Raw genomic sequence first — 14,736 nt, forward strand, 5'->3', positions numbered from 1 at the left:
TATATTTTTTCTAAGCTATAGTTAATTATAAAATATTTGATTCCGAGAGATGTTAAAATTTTTGATGTGAAAAAACTAAGAATAAGTTCTTTCAAATTCAATATCTTTATTGATTTGTCTTTGATCATATTCTACAGAAAAGTTTTCAATATAATTGAAATAATCAATAGAATTAAACTGCTCTAAGGATTTAACTACAAAACCTAAAATATTCCTTCTATTAAAAAATCCTAAAAATAAGTAGAAAGAGCTGGAGAAATTAATCTCCAAGCTCTTTCTATAACACAATTTATTAAAAAAGTTAAATTACTCTTCAAATACTATCTTAATAAAGAAAGTACGTTTTGTGGTAATTGGTTAGCTTGTGCTAGCATAGCGTTTGAAGATTGTAATAAAATTTGATCTCTTGTGAAGCTCATCATTTCTTTAGCCATGTCAACATCTCTGATTCTTGATTCTGCAGCTGTCAAATTTTCACTTGATACGCTTAAATTATTAATTGTATGTTCTAATCTGTTTTGAGTAGCCCCTAATGATGATCTTTCTGAAGAAACTTTTTCAATCGCTGACTGTATGGTTGTTATAGCCTTATTAGCTCCATCTTGAGTTGTAAGATCTATACTATTTACCCCAAGAGCCGAAGCGTTCATGTTATCTATAGACAATTTAGTATTTTGATCTTGATTTGCTCCTATGTGGAATGTAGCTGCATTATTTGTTAATGTGAGAGTATTAGTAGTACTATCAGCACCGTGATTAGTTTTTAAATCAAAATTAAACCCTCCAATGCTTACTTCTCCATTTGTAGCAGCTAATCCAGAGCCTATAACACCAGTAGCTGTTGTGGATGCATCTGGTCTTGTTACAGTAATATTAGCTGTAGTATTATCTACTGTTAACTTTAAAGAACCTTCAGCATCAATATTATGAGTACTAAAATTCAAGTTAAATCCACCAAAATCAGTTAAATTTGCATTTAAAGCAACTCCATCTTGAGCTTCTATTAATGAGCCATCAGGATTATATATTTCAAGTGTAGCATCAGTACCTGTAACATTTTTTGCAACAACCGTATATTCACCATAACTAATTTCAGCACCTGCGGTTAGTGTATAATCTCCAACTCCACCTGAAGAAGCTATGCTGTTTCCTCCCATTGCAATAGTATCCGTACCTGATGTTGTCATTGTTATAGTATATCCACCATCTTCCATATTTTCGCCAGTAGCGGATAAATTATATAGCTTAGCTGTATTTGCAGTTGAATTTATTTTATTTCCCATATCGCCATTTAATAGTTTCTTTGTATTAAATTCAGTAGTATCGGCAATACGTGTAATTTCAGATTTCAATTGGTCAATTTCATCTTGCATAGCTCCTCTATCAATACTTACATTTGTATCATTTGCTGATTGAACTGCAAGCTCTCTCATTCTTTGTAAAATAGAATGTGTTTCTGTTAAAGCACCTTCAGCAGTTTGAATTAAAGATATACCATCTTGAGCATTTCTTGTAGCTTGATCTAATCCTCTGATTTGTCCTCTCATTTTTTCTGAAATAGCTAAACCAGCAGCATCGTCTCCAGCTCTGTTAATTCTTAAACCTGAAGATAATTTTTCTAATGATTTACCCATTGATGTGTTTGCACTACCTAAATTTCTCCATGCATTTAATGCATTCAAATTATGATTAATTCTCATAACTACACCTCCGTGTTTTTGTATTTTGCCATTCCTTTGGCTTTTTATTTTTAATTTTTTGCCCTTGGCAAAGGGTTTCATAAATATTATCGTTCTATTTTTTTATAACTTTAGAAAAATCTATAAATTAATTTATCCGCCTAATCTGCTCATCATAAAAGACATTTGAGAATTCATATTACTAATCGCCTTTTCCATCGCTGAAAACTGTTGTACATATCTTAGTTCTTTTCTTTGCAGCTGATCCAGTAAATCGGTTAATCTTCCAGCGGTATCCCTCATTTGGATACCTATAGTACCATTTGTACCAGCTATGTTGTCTATATATCCTCCAAATTTAGTGTATTCATATGATGTGTCTTTTAAATCAGTTATGATTCCCTTGTTATATCTAGTTTTACCTCCGATTTCATAAGAAGTATTATTTGCGAATAATTTATATACGTCTTCAAAATTATTTGAAAGGGCATCCTTTAATTTGTTTTCATCTATAGAAAGAAGACCTTTTATAGTATTATCATAATTATCTCCAACATCTCCAGAAGATATACCAACCTGACCTAAAGAAGTGTATTCCGGCATTGTGTCATCTGAATTTGTTGTATCCCAATCTAATGTTTTATAAGCTATAGATCTCATCTGATAAAATATTCTTTCTAAATTTCTATCTCCTTTTAATGTTCCTTGCATTTTTTGTTCATCTGTCATTTCTTCTTCTGGTATGTCAGTTAATTTTTCCTCATGTAATTTTTCGTATATGTACTCCATAGTTTCGTTATATTTATCCACAAACCCCTGTATATTTTCAACTGCCTTATCTGTATCTTGGGTTACTTCTACAGCTATTTTTTCTGTAGAGGTGTTGTTAACGTTAATACCAGTGTTATTATAATCAAAACTATTATCCCAAGATGTCAGAGTTGTAATAGGAGTGGTATCAGAAGAACTATTATATATTTCTATTTCTGCTTTTTGTCCTTGATTTATCGTTTCAGAGCCACTCATTCCTAATTTGTTCAATAAATTTGTAGTGGTATCATCTGTTACATTTAAACCAACTGGGCCTGTTTCAATGTTTCTTATTGATATATTTTTTGAATTGTTATCAAAAGAAGCAAAAACTCCAGCTTCTGAATTGTTGACCTGGCTAATGAACCCACTCAAAGTTGTGTCTTGATTAACTGTAATATCTGTTCCATTTATATTTATGGTACTCTCTGCTGTGATATCTATTAAATTAGATAATTTCATTGAAGAATAGTCTATTACATCTGAAGAACTCTCAAAGGTACTTGTACCTGTGTCATATGTTGAAAAAGCCATATCAAAAACTTCCGCAAAGTTGGAAGTATCAGAAGCATTTCCCAAAGAAATGTCTTGTATAGCGTTTGTACCCGTGTTGTCTGAAATAGATAATTTCCCATCTACTAAATCTGCCTTTAATTCATTTCCTGAATCACTATCAATTTGATCAATTATATCTTGAATTGTCGTTGTGTCATCTATATTTAATACAAATGATTGATCAGCTCCATCATTATAGTTTATTGTGTATGTTCCAGTTTCTGGAGTTATATTTTGATCCATATCTATAAATTTTGTATTATTTGCGATTTTAGAATAATCAAAACCAACAGAGTTTTGAAAAGTCATGTTGGATGAAGATGCTGTTTGATTTACTTTTACGTAAAAGTTTGAATCCAGAGATGTTGGATTGGCTGTAGTTTTTAGTACATTTTCATTTGATGATGTCGCTGTTTTTGGATTTAGATTTGATTGAAATCTCATTTTTAGAGCTTCGTCCCAAAATTCTTCTAATTTATCGTCAACTTCCATCCAAGATTTTTGTTGTAAAGCTAAATCATTATATTTTTCTTCAACTCGTGTTAATGGCTGTCTTTCAGCTTTCATCAAAGCATCTATCATAGCTCCTGTGTCCATGCCAGATGAGATACCGAGCATTTGGAAATTACCTAAATAACTGTTATCCATTTCATTCACCTCCGTGTGAATTTTCTTTTCATTATTTTATCGTCTCATTACTATTATACTTTATTTATAAGTAAAAATCCCCAACTAAAGTTGAGGATTAAATGGTTTTTCCATTTTTTTCTAATTCCAGTATTAGTTTTATTATGAATCTTTCAATATTTTCGTATTTTCTGTAGTTATCTGGCAGGTGATCACGAATGACTTTTTCAATAAATCTTAGTTTTTTATTTTTTCTTGGAATATTATATTTTTCAGCAAACCAGTTTATGAATCTAAGAACTTCATATTTATCGTATCTTTTTAGTAATACATCTCCATATTTTTCTCTATTTTCTAAATAAGAGAATGTATAGTCTTTGAATATCAAATCTCTTTGAGTATATTTTTTAAAATCCATATTATCATATCCTTTATTTTATTTTTCTAGAAATTTCTTTCAAACTGTCGCTAATTTCAAATAAAGGGTCTTTTGAATGAATTCTTATATCTTTAAATTCATTAGTATCTAATAAAAATTCTGATTCATACTCTTTACCAATAATGTCTTTATATTCTACATTTACTTTGAACTTAATAAAGTTTGGTTTAAAAATATTCTTAAATAAAAATTCTCTTTTTTCATTTGGCATAAAATTTTTAACACCATTTCTGAAAAATTCTAAGTCATTCAATAAGTCATTTTTATTATCGAAAATAGGTATTTTTTTTGATAAAATCACCTTTAGATCATAAGCAACACCTTTACCTTTGTTTTCAACAACTATAGCAAATGGTCCTTGTCTTTGTTTATCATAATCTAAATATACCAAAATATTTGGTTTTATTTCATTTTCTATGATTTTTTGGTTTAAATCTATTAGCTTTTTATTATCTTTTCTTTGTAAGTGCGTAATGATTAGTAAAATTACAGTGGCAAAAAATGCTGCCCAAGAAGACAAGTTCCCAAAAATATCCCAAAACCCTTTATCAATATTTAGTTTTATCGTATCTCCAATTAAAATAGAATTAGATCTGAAGTTCTCTAAAAATTTGAAAAACCTATCTATTATTGTATTAAATGAATTTATAACAATAAATATAACCCTCCCCCCTCAATATTTTATTTTGACAATATTTTTTCTAAAATATCCATTTCTTTTATTTCAAATTTTTTGTAGTCTTTATTTTCAAGCCATATTTGTCCATCTTTGTCTTTTTTTATATTTCTTTTGATGTTTTGAAAATTCTTTTTAGAAATTATCGAGAATTTTGAATTTTCATTTATGTTATATATAACTATTAAAAAATCATAATTAATGACTTCATTATATATTTTGTTGATTTGAACAGCTGTATTTTCTCTTACCGCTCTAACAAATAATTTTTTATTTTTTGTATTTTTCTTTTCAATAATAATGACATTATCTTCATTTTCTCCATAAAAAGTAATTTTTTCAACGTCTTTTAAATATTTAGAATTATTTATTTTACCTATTAATTCCTTCAGCCCTTGATTTCTTGTTTTAACCTTTGTTTTTACCTTTTTACTCATTTTAAGAAAGATTGAAATAAGATCTTGAAATACTAAATCTAAATTATAACTCAATACTTTTTTGCTGTATTTTTCCCTACTTATAGAATGTGCGTAAAAATTTCTTATAAATGAAAAATAATTTTCTAACTTGTTTTTTCCTTCTAAAGGATAAAAAGTAATTGGATAATTCAAATTTTTATTAAAAGAATATATATTTTCTAAAATTAAATCACTAATTATTTGTTTTTGATTAATAAAATCCATTATGCTATAGATTTTTTCTATAGTATTTCTTTTCTCACCAATTATTTTAGACAAAGCACTTGTATAAGTATTATCTTGTTTAAAAAAATTTTTTAATTCTTCATTATCAAAATGCATTTTCATTTGAGTTAGATTACTGGCATACTTTTTCATTATTTAGCTTATACTCTACAAGCTCATAATCATAATTTGTTATATTATATTCTTTAATGAAATATCCCATTATTTCAATCAAGATCTCTTCTGATTTATTAATTAATATATCTAATAATGCCCCTCCATAATCTCTTTTAAATACATCTTCTTTTATTATAAAAAGAATTTCATTTATAGATTTACTACTATAAATACATTCAATAAAATCATTATCAATTGATATATTTAATAAATCGTTTAAATAAAAAGAATGATTATAAATTTTATATTTTAAATAACATCTTTCCTGTGCTGTATTTACAAAGTCTTTTTTGGGGTTAATCTTCATACTTAACCCCCTTTCATTTTTTCTTTTTTCATATTATTTTCATTAAAATATTCATTATTATATAACTCATAAATTTCTAAATAAGCTATGATTCTTTATTATTAAATATGTTACTTGTGTAAAATCAATATTTATAGATCGATCTTTTTACTGATTTAAAAATACCCTTTTTATTTTTAACCTTAATATCTTTTGGGCAGAGGTAATATCTAACATTATTTTTTCTATTGATTATTACTTTTTTCCCCATCGATAAGAAATCATATATTAGTACTTCATCACTATAAGGAATAACCCACCATTTTCTCAAATAAAAAAGATTTTTATTATCAAAATTATAATACATTTTATTATCTTTTGATAAATACATTATATTCAGATAGTCTAAAGCTTTTCTAATAAATATTTTTTGAGATGGTGAGTTTTCTGTAACATTGTAAAAATTATTATTCTCATTTAGTGATTTAGCAATTGATTCGTCTGGATGATTTTTGTAATTTGTGCCAGAAGAAACTATAAAATTCATATTTTTCTCTTCAGAAAATTCATAATTATAATTATTTTTTGAGCCATGGTGAGGTATTTGAATGATATATATATTCTTCCAATATCTTTTGTATATATTTTGAATATTTAAATTTTCTTTTTTTATATTTCCATCACCAGTATATAGACACCCATGTTTTCCATTATTAGGCTCTAATTTTTTAATTCTTTTATGGAGGAAGTATAATCTTTCATTTTGATTTAAGTATTTCAATGTTTTAAAGTTTTTAACTTTGCTTTTATACTTCTTCTCATTTAAAATAAGTCTATCAAAACAAATTGTGATTTTTCTGATATTTATTTTTTCTTTTCCAGAATATAAAAACATAGATGAATCATTCAAATTTTTAAAAAATTCTTTATACACATCTATTATTTTTTCAATATTTTCTTTGTAATTTTCTGGGATCAATATATCTATGTCTTTTTCCTTTAATCTACTGCTGATTTTACTATAATATTCTTTACATTTATGATTATAAAGACTATAAACCCATAAATTAGAATTTTTTGAAGATTCACTAATGTTTTGACTAATATTAATTTTTAAAAACTTTTTATCATATACTTCAATTTTATTTTTATACTCTGATAATAAATTAGAAAAATCAATCCCTTCTTCAAAAAAAGGTTCTTTGCGATTTTCCTCATAATAATCAGGGTGTTTTTTTATTATTGTTATGTTATTTAATTTTTCAATTGTTTCTTCATTAAAATTGTAATTTTGTAAATATTTATAATTTTTTAGTTGATCATAATAACTATAATTTAAAAACTTGACTGATTCATAGTTACTATGAATCAAACTATTTGATACTTCTATTATGACTTCTTTCTTTAACAAATACGGAATTATAATCATTTTTATTTCTGATTTTTGTAATAATTTTTCTATACCACTAATATGGTCATTATGAAAATGCGATATAAAAAGAATATCTATTGTTTTTGAATTGAAATTATTTATGCTTTTTTCTAATGCTTTTTTGTTATTAGAACCACAATCATAAACAATGTTGAATTCTTTTCCATCATCAAATTTCAGTTTTTCACTGTAAAATGCTCCTTGCCCAACTGGCCAAAAAATCCTTTCCACTGATTTTATATATTTCATTTCCCATCCTCCCTGCTTGTTATATTTTTATTTTATATTATTTTCAATTTTCAATCAAATTATATGTTAATTATTTAATTAATTTTTGTTGTATTTCTGTTATTGTTTGTTTAGATAGATATCTAAATATTTTCATTTTAAAATTAAAAACATAACTACAAAAGAAATCATATTTTTGGTTGACTATTATTTTTTAAGTTTTTTATTCTTGAATCTGCTATAAGGTTTCAAATGGTTTTTCAATTAATAACAATACTGTAGAAGAAGAATGGCTATATCATAGACCAAAAGGAAGAGAAGCAAGAATTTTTGAAAGAAGTAACGGAGAATTTATTAGAGGTAAAGATTTCAGTGAAGGGAAAGATGTTGAAGATAAAACTAAACCTAATACCCTTTTTTTATCTTCTTTATCTCAGTGGAACAGTAAAACCGCTAAAAGAATTTTAGAAAGCATTAAAAATATTAACATTTTAAATACTTCTACAGCTATAGGACCTTTTATTACTATTGATTTAATAGAAAAAGGTGAAATTACAAAAGATGATGTTTTAGATTTTTTAAAACTATCGGACTTTGGTATTAATGATTTTAGCATTGAAAATAAAGAACTTGATTTCTCAAAATTACCTAAAGGTATCCAAGAGTTAATAAAAAATTCTAATCCTGATGAATTTAAAATACCTGATAAATATTATTCCACAAAGATAAATCCAGTTCATTTTTCTTATGATAAAAATGAAAAATCGAGTGTAGTTTTAGATTTTGAAAAAGAAGAATCTGAAGGTACTAAAAGAGGTTGAGTTTTATTAATAGATGAGTTAGATACAAGTATTCATCCTTTATTATTAGATAAAATTATAGATCTTTTTAATTCAGAATATAATAAAAATAAAGCTCAGTTAATTTTTTCTACTCATAACACAAGAATTTTAAAAAATCAAACTTTGAACAAAGATAATATATGGTTCGCTACAAAAAATAAATATGGAGTGTCAGAACTTTTTTCATTATTAGAAATCAAGAATGTTAGAAGATCTGGTAACTTTGAAAATGAATACTTATCTGGAAGATATGGGGCTATACCTTATATTAATGATATTTTAGACAGAGTTGATGTTGATGAATAAACGAAAAGCTATGATTTTTTATAATCATAGCTTTTTTATATTTTTATTGATATTTTTAAAATTTTTCTATTCTTAGGTATTTCTATTTATTTAATTATCTATCTAAATAAAAAATTTAATCCTTATCTTTTTTCTATTATATCTTCTGGATTCAATATTTTTAAATATTGCAAAAGATCACCTTTTTTATATTCTTTGTCTATAAAAATATAATTATGCTTTTCATAAAAATTTCTTAAATATGGTATATTTTTGCATTCAACTAGAATGCCTCTTCCGGCTATTTTTTCTTGCCCTTCTTTTATTTTAAAATGTGCTTTTTCAATTAGTTCATCTCCAGATATTTTAGATCTAAATTTGTCATTCTTACCTAATTGCCCTATTAAAAAAACTGGTATATTTTTTTCTCTTGGATTTGAAAAACCTGTTAGTTTTTTAATTTTGGTTTTGCTAATACCTTTATCTATATTTAATGTTTTTTGAGATAAAGTAAAATATCCTAAGATTTTTATTTCTGAAATATGATCAAAAGTTTTATCTTCAATTACAAAATAAGTCCTAGCCAATCCTTGAATTTCATATCTTATCGCTTGCTTTTTTAAAAAATAATCAATATCTTGTTTTTTTTCACATAAAAAATTAGAGATAAGTGAGCTTGTTAAATCTTCACTTATCTCTAGTGCTTCTTTAAGTAGGAGAATTGTTTTCTGAATCTCTTTATACCTTCCTCGTATTTTTCTTTTTTGATAACATTTGGATCGGTTTTTAATGATTTTGGATTCTCAAAAGCTTTCTCTAAAGAATTCAATTCTCTCTCTGTTTTTATTCTAAAATCTTTATAAAAAGAAGATGTAGCCATAATAATACCCCCTTTAAGTAGCTAAATTTTTAAGTATTTCACATATAACTACATTGAAATTATACATCGGTTATATTTCTTATACGTTAATTTTATATAAAACTGATAATAAAATCTCTATCTAGTGTTGATGCCAAGCGAAAAGTTTACCACTAAGGTAAAAAATAAAGATTTTTAAATATATAAGGCTATACCTTATTTATTGCATGCACATATCCTTTTTTTGTACTAGGTCTTTTTGGTAATTTATATTTTTCTGAGTATTCTTTTTCTTCTATTTCTTGAATACTTTTTTCTGAATTATTTTTTTATTCTATTATGTAAATATCATGGCTTGTATAATTTTTTATTTTTAGAGATATAATTTAATTAGGTTTTTGTTAAAAAACTCCGCACTTATTTTTATATGCGAATGTTTCTAACAAGCAGGGGTTATATGAAATATATAGAAGCATCTTTCAGAGTAAAAACTTTTAATATATCAATGGAAGAATAACTTAGTTTTACCTTCTCAACATGTTCAAGGTAACCTTAGCCTCTGTTATTCTAAAAAAGCCCCCTTTTTAAAAGGAGGCTGTTGATTAATTTTTCTTTTCTTTCATTTCTTCTTCAATTTTTTTGATTTGTTCTATAGAAATTCCCATAGCTTTCGAAATTACTTTTTTATCAACTTTTTCTTTCAATAAATCTTTAGCTGCTTCTAATTTACCTTGTTGAATACCTTGTTGTATCCCCTGCCTTATGGCTTCTTCTTTTTCTTTAATATATTTCTTTGCAAAACTTTCATACATTTCTTGCACCTCCTCATAGTGCTTTATCTCTTCTTCTATATCCGTGTCTGTTTTTTCTGATAATATTTTTATAAATCCATAAAAATGACTTCTGAATTTTTCTTTTTCTGTTTCTTCAAATTGTTCAAATATTTCTCTTGATTTTTCTAATACTTCCAATATATCTTTGTTTTCTATCTTTTTGTCTAAATATAACAATGTTCCCATCGCATTTTTTAATCCTAATAATTTTTCTTCTTCTATTTCGTTTAGTTCTATTTTATGGTATTTGAAGTTCGGTATCAGTTCTTTGAAATTTTCTGATTCTTTTATTTTTTGTTTTAGTTCTATTGGTGGTGTCCATTTCTTTTCTCCATCATAGAATAGTATCGGTATTTTATTAAGAATTATTTTAAAAAAAATAATTCTGTTGTTGGTTGGAGGATGGAGGTTGTTAGTCATAAAATGCTCCGCATTTTTGTTGTTGGTTTATTGTTGTTTGTTTTTGGTTTACTATATTTTTTTAAAATGTTTTTTTCTAACAACTAACAACCAGCATCTAAAAACAGAAATCTTTGATTTCTTCTCTTCCAACCATAAACCTTCAACAGAAATCATTTTATGATTTCTACCCTTTTGATCTAGCGAAGAGTTCTATTTATTATTTAGACATAAAATAATGAAGAAATATAAAAATGAAAAGTATTGGAGTTTTACTGAGTGAGACAATATAAAAATTGATGTTGAAAAACACGGATGTTTTTCATGCGAATTTATCCATGGATGGATAATATGAGCTGTACATCAATTTTATTGTTGAACGAAGGTTAAAAAACGACCTACTTTGAATTTTTATATTTCGTAATTGTTTTTTCTAATAAATTTTCTTTGAAAATTAACTGAAGAGACCCTTACGACTCACTTTGTTCGCTCAGGGTGACATATTTTATAGTTTTAACGTTTTATTAACTAACAACCAACAACAATAAACAAGCAGCTGAGAAATTGTAAAACAATTTCTACTAAGAACCTTTGACAAGCTCAGGGTGACATTATGTTTAACCTATAAAGAGACTTGATGAAAATAATCCCTAAAATATTTATTACTTTTTTTACAGGCTTTATTTTTATAATTTTTCGGTTATGTAATTTGTAATATTTCTTTTGGTTGTATCGATTTCTATACCTATTATCGTAATTGATTTTTTGTATTTTTCTGAGTATTCTTTTTGTTTTATTTGTTGAATGCTTTTTTCTGGCTTATCTTTTTTTAATTCTATTATGTATATATCATTTTCAAATTCTAATTCTATATCACTTTTTCCAAGATTACCTGGAACTTCAGCTTTTGCTTTTAATCCACAAGCCCAGAATATTGTTAGTATTATACTGTGATACCAGCTTTCTTTTTCTTGAAATAGATTGTAGGGGATTTTATTGAATATTGTTTTTATTTCTTCGATTACTTTTTCAATATTTTTGTTTTGGAGTGATATTATTATATTTTGTTTTAGATTTTCTTCAGAAATATTGAATGTTTCTTCTAATAACAATTCTGACATACTCTCTTTTACTTCTCTATTTGGATAGTCTACTAAAAAACCTAAGTATTCTTTTTTATCTTTAAACGTTAAATACCCAGATTGAATAAGGTATATTATTGGTGGAGCATTTTCTATTTCATAAGTTGTAAGTTTTGATTCATCTATGTATTTATTAGTTATATCTTCTAATTGAATTTTATGTTTTTTGATGTATTCAGACAAATATTGAGGAGTTCCAGTTTCTATCCAATAATTTTTGAATTCTTTGTCTTGGAAAAAATGTAATATTGAGAATGGATTATACACAAAATTTTTTCCATCAAAAGAAAATCCATTATAATTTTCTTTAATTTTTTCGAGTAATTTTTCATTATCTATGTTTAATTCTTTTGATGTTTCGGATATAAAATCTTGAAAATAATATTCAAGTTCATTTTGTGTTACCCCCATCATTTGGGAATAGTTTTTATTTGTTGTAATATCTCTCAAATTATTTAATGTTGAAAAAATACCTGTTTTTGTTAATTTTGTTATTCCTGTCATGAAAGCAAATTTTATATATTGATCAGCTTCTTTTATTATTACGTAGAATTCTTTTAGTATATTTCTTATAGATTCAGCTTTTCCATCATTTATATGATTCAATATAGGTCTATCATACTCATCTATTAAAATTACTACATCTTTTTTAGAAGACAGTTTTTTTATTAATGTCCAAAAAAGCATTTTTAGGTTTTCTGTATCTGGTTCTATATTATTCTCTTCATAAATAGAAAGTATTTGATACTTAAGAGTTTCTTTTATTGTTTCTTCATTTGTTATATCTATTTGTGCCATACTTAATCTTATAATTGGATATTTTTCCCATTCCCATTTGTCATAAATATATGTGTTTTTAAATAGCTCTTTTTCTCCAGAGAAAAGATAAAATAAAGTTGATACTGTCAGGCTCTTTCCAAATCTTCTGGGCCTTGATATGAATATAGGTACTCCATTTTTTGCAAGTTCGTATATATATTTTGTTTTGTCTATGTATACATAATTATTTTCTATTATGTTTTTGAAGTCCTGTTTACCAATTGGAAATTTTTTCATATTATCACCTTATTCATTTCGAAAGTCGGGGTTCAAATCCCCTGGGTGTTACCAAAAATTAAAATCAATAAAATTATATCATAGATTTCTGTTGTTAGTTGTTAGTGAGAAATTGTTTCACAATTTCAGATGGAAGTTGGAAGAGAAAACATTAAAACCTGAGATTCTCAACTTCAAAAACCGTTGATCAGAATGACAGAATAAATAAAACTTTTATAAATGTAGTAAATATATTATTTATAAAATTATTTTTTATGAAATATATTTATAAAATTTGATTTTTTATGTTTTTAGTTATACAATTTAAATATAATTAAGTATTGCGGTGAAGCGGTGATCCCTACCAATACCAAAACGGGAAGTATAGCACGCGGTGATCCCTACCAACACCAAAACGGGAAGTATAGTACGTGGTGATCCCTACCAACACCAAAACGGGAAGTATAGATAGTAGCCGTAATACTTATTTTTATTTTAAAATTTATAAAATGTGGAGGTTATTAAATTAATCTCCATTTTTTTTGAGGTGTTTTATGGTAAGCAATCATTTGAAAATATAGATAATTAATGATGATTATTTTTTGTACTTATCAAAATTTGATAGTAGAATATATCATAATAAGAATGGGAAAAGACCTTATTTGGGAATTTTTATTGATTTAAAAGATATCAAATATTTTGTTCCTATGGTATCTCCAAAAGAAAAACATAAAAAAATGAAAAATAATATTGATTTTCATAAAATTGATGGAGGTAAATATGGGGCATTAAATTTTAATGCAATGATACCAGTTGGAAATAATGATTACAATCTAATGGATTTTTCTTCTTTAGCGGCACATAGAGTTAACCAAATGAATGATCAATTAAAATGGTTCCAACTAAATAAAGATAAAATTATTAAAAAAGCAAATAATATTAGAAACAGATTTTTAAATAACTCATTACCTAAAACAATAAAAGAAAGATGCCTTAACTTTATTATTTTAGAAGATAAATTAAAAGAATGGATAAACCTCCCTAGAAATAATTATTAATATTTTAATTTCAGTTTTAATCTTGTTAGATTCCTGTTGATGATTTGAAGATACACGAACCAAAACCTTATAATAGGTACTTCTATAAAATTTTAAGACTTTGTATATAAGTTTTTACGGTATATTCTGATTTGCATAATTTTTTGGATTTAGCATATAATTATATTAGCATTTTTGTTAAAAATCTCCGCATATAATTTTATGTGCGGATGTTTCTACCAAATATTTTTCACAAATTATCAGTTGTTAGTTGTTAGTTGTTGGTTGTTGGTTGTTGGTTATTAGTTGTTAGTTGTTGGTTGTTGGTTGTTTGTTGTTAGTTGTTGGTTGTTGGTAAAAAAGCTGAAAGCCTACTTGCTAAAAGCTAAAACCCTAAACACCCCGCAAAAAGCAGCACCCCTCATTAAGAGGGCCCCAGTTTACTAACAACGATTTTTCTGAAAGAAAAATCTTAACAACTATCAACAAACAACAAAAAAGAGTCAACCTTGTGGGTTGACTCTTGAAGTATTGAAGGGGCGAAACCTACTCTTGCACACAATAAGTGTACTACCATCGGCATGAGTTGGCTTAACGGCCAGGTTCGGAATGGATCTGGGTGTGTCCCATCTCATTATCCTCACCCCTAATAACTAACTCACTAGTGCATAATTGTCCAAAGCCTCGGGCTATTAGTATCGCTCAGCTCAAT

The 14,736-nt window shown here is 26.2% G+C and carries 15 protein-coding genes, 1 rRNA gene and 2 pseudogenes; 4 read left to right on the forward strand and 14 right to left on the reverse strand.

From position 1 onward, the window contains the following. Positions 1 to 75: 75 nt before the first annotated feature. From BLS00_RS10660 to BLS00_RS10665, 9 genes are all read right to left on the reverse strand, one after another. Complete coding sequence (locus BLS00_RS10660) at positions 76 to 288, reverse strand: hypothetical protein (protein WP_176759897.1); 213 nt, start codon at positions 286 to 288, stop codon at positions 76 to 78. Between the two features lie 32 nt (positions 289 to 320). Continuing rightward, complete coding sequence (locus BLS00_RS10870) at positions 321 to 1,700, reverse strand: flagellin N-terminal helical domain-containing protein (RefSeq protein WP_091405464.1); 1,380 nt, start codon at positions 1,698 to 1,700, stop codon at positions 321 to 323. Between the two features lie 132 nt (positions 1,701 to 1,832). Next, complete coding sequence (fliD, locus tag BLS00_RS09725) at positions 1,833 to 3,692, reverse strand: flagellar filament capping protein FliD (RefSeq protein ID WP_091405466.1); 1,860 nt, start codon at positions 3,690 to 3,692, stop codon at positions 1,833 to 1,835. Positions 3,693 to 3,789: 97 nt separating this feature from the next. Then, on the reverse strand, positions 3,790 to 4,089 hold the full coding sequence (locus tag BLS00_RS09730) for a hypothetical protein (protein ID WP_091405467.1): 300 nt from the start codon (positions 4,087 to 4,089) through the stop codon (positions 3,790 to 3,792). Positions 4,090 to 4,102: 13 nt separating this feature from the next. Beyond that, positions 4,103 to 4,630: a COG1361 family protein gene (locus BLS00_RS09735; protein ID WP_091405469.1), complete on the reverse strand. Its 528-nt coding sequence runs from the start codon at positions 4,628 to 4,630 to the stop codon at positions 4,103 to 4,105. Between the two features lie 161 nt (positions 4,631 to 4,791). Continuing rightward, on the reverse strand, positions 4,792 to 5,622 hold the full coding sequence (locus BLS00_RS09740; RefSeq protein WP_091405472.1) for a hypothetical protein: 831 nt from the start codon (positions 5,620 to 5,622) through the stop codon (positions 4,792 to 4,794). Continuing rightward, positions 5,603 to 5,953, reverse strand: a complete 351-nt coding sequence (locus BLS00_RS09745) for a hypothetical protein (RefSeq protein ID WP_091405474.1) — start codon at positions 5,951 to 5,953, stop codon at positions 5,603 to 5,605. The genes BLS00_RS09740 and BLS00_RS09745 overlap by 20 nt, the downstream gene beginning before the upstream one ends. 124 nt (positions 5,954 to 6,077) lie before the next feature. Continuing rightward, positions 6,078 to 7,613, reverse strand: a complete 1,536-nt coding sequence (locus tag BLS00_RS09750; RefSeq protein WP_091405476.1) for an MBL fold metallo-hydrolase — start codon at positions 7,611 to 7,613, stop codon at positions 6,078 to 6,080. Between the two features lie 412 nt (positions 7,614 to 8,025). Further along, entirely contained in the window at positions 8,026 to 8,208 is a 183-nt protein-coding gene (locus BLS00_RS10665) for a hypothetical protein (RefSeq protein WP_176759898.1), read from the reverse strand. Between the two features lie 214 nt (positions 8,209 to 8,422). Between BLS00_RS10665 and BLS00_RS10925 the strand changes: the two are divergent. Both BLS00_RS10925 and BLS00_RS10795 read left to right on the forward strand, forming a co-directional pair. Then, positions 8,423 to 8,533 (forward strand): annotated as a pseudogene (locus BLS00_RS10925) (AAA family ATPase); the annotation flags it as partial. 69 nt (positions 8,534 to 8,602) lie between these two features. After that, a complete protein-coding gene (locus BLS00_RS10795; protein ID WP_244885754.1) occupies positions 8,603 to 8,740 on the forward strand; it encodes a hypothetical protein in 138 nt (45 codons plus the stop codon). 122 nt (positions 8,741 to 8,862) lie between these two features. On the opposite strand, the gene BLS00_RS09760 is transcribed toward BLS00_RS10795, so the two are convergent. From BLS00_RS09760 to BLS00_RS09775, 4 genes are all read right to left on the reverse strand, one after another. Then, a complete protein-coding gene (locus tag BLS00_RS09760; RefSeq protein WP_091405478.1) occupies positions 8,863 to 9,306 on the reverse strand; it encodes a hypothetical protein in 444 nt (147 codons plus the stop codon). Between the two features lie 110 nt (positions 9,307 to 9,416). Beyond that, complete coding sequence (locus BLS00_RS09765; protein WP_091405480.1) at positions 9,417 to 9,599, reverse strand: hypothetical protein; 183 nt, start codon at positions 9,597 to 9,599, stop codon at positions 9,417 to 9,419. A 581-nt stretch (positions 9,600 to 10,180) separates the two neighbouring features. Next, the gene (locus tag BLS00_RS09770; RefSeq protein ID WP_091405484.1) at positions 10,181 to 10,831 is read right to left on the reverse strand and encodes an Rpn family recombination-promoting nuclease/putative transposase; all 651 of its coding nucleotides are present in this window, start codon (positions 10,829 to 10,831) and stop codon (positions 10,181 to 10,183) included. A 665-nt stretch (positions 10,832 to 11,496) separates the two neighbouring features. Continuing rightward, the gene (locus BLS00_RS09775; RefSeq protein ID WP_091405488.1) at positions 11,497 to 13,008 is read right to left on the reverse strand and encodes an ATP-binding protein; all 1,512 of its coding nucleotides are present in this window, start codon (positions 13,006 to 13,008) and stop codon (positions 11,497 to 11,499) included. A gap of 563 nt (positions 13,009 to 13,571) precedes the next feature. Here BLS00_RS09775 and BLS00_RS09780 point away from each other — a divergent pair. Both BLS00_RS09780 and BLS00_RS10930 read left to right on the forward strand, forming a co-directional pair. Then, entirely contained in the window at positions 13,572 to 14,045 is a 474-nt protein-coding gene (locus tag BLS00_RS09780) for a type III toxin-antitoxin system ToxN/AbiQ family toxin (RefSeq protein WP_259700026.1), read from the forward strand. 201 nt (positions 14,046 to 14,246) lie between these two features. Continuing rightward, positions 14,247 to 14,471, forward strand: a pseudogene (locus BLS00_RS10930) (hypothetical protein). An 87-nt stretch (positions 14,472 to 14,558) separates the two neighbouring features. Here the strand turns inward: BLS00_RS10930 and rrf are convergent. After that, a 5S ribosomal RNA gene (rrf, locus tag BLS00_RS09785) occupies positions 14,559 to 14,672 on the reverse strand. Between the last annotated feature and the right edge of the window lie 64 nt (positions 14,673 to 14,736).

This window comes from Geotoga petraea (genome assembly GCF_900102615.1).
In the GTDB taxonomy this organism is placed as follows: Bacteria; Thermotogota; Thermotogae; order Petrotogales; family Petrotogaceae; genus Geotoga; species Geotoga petraea.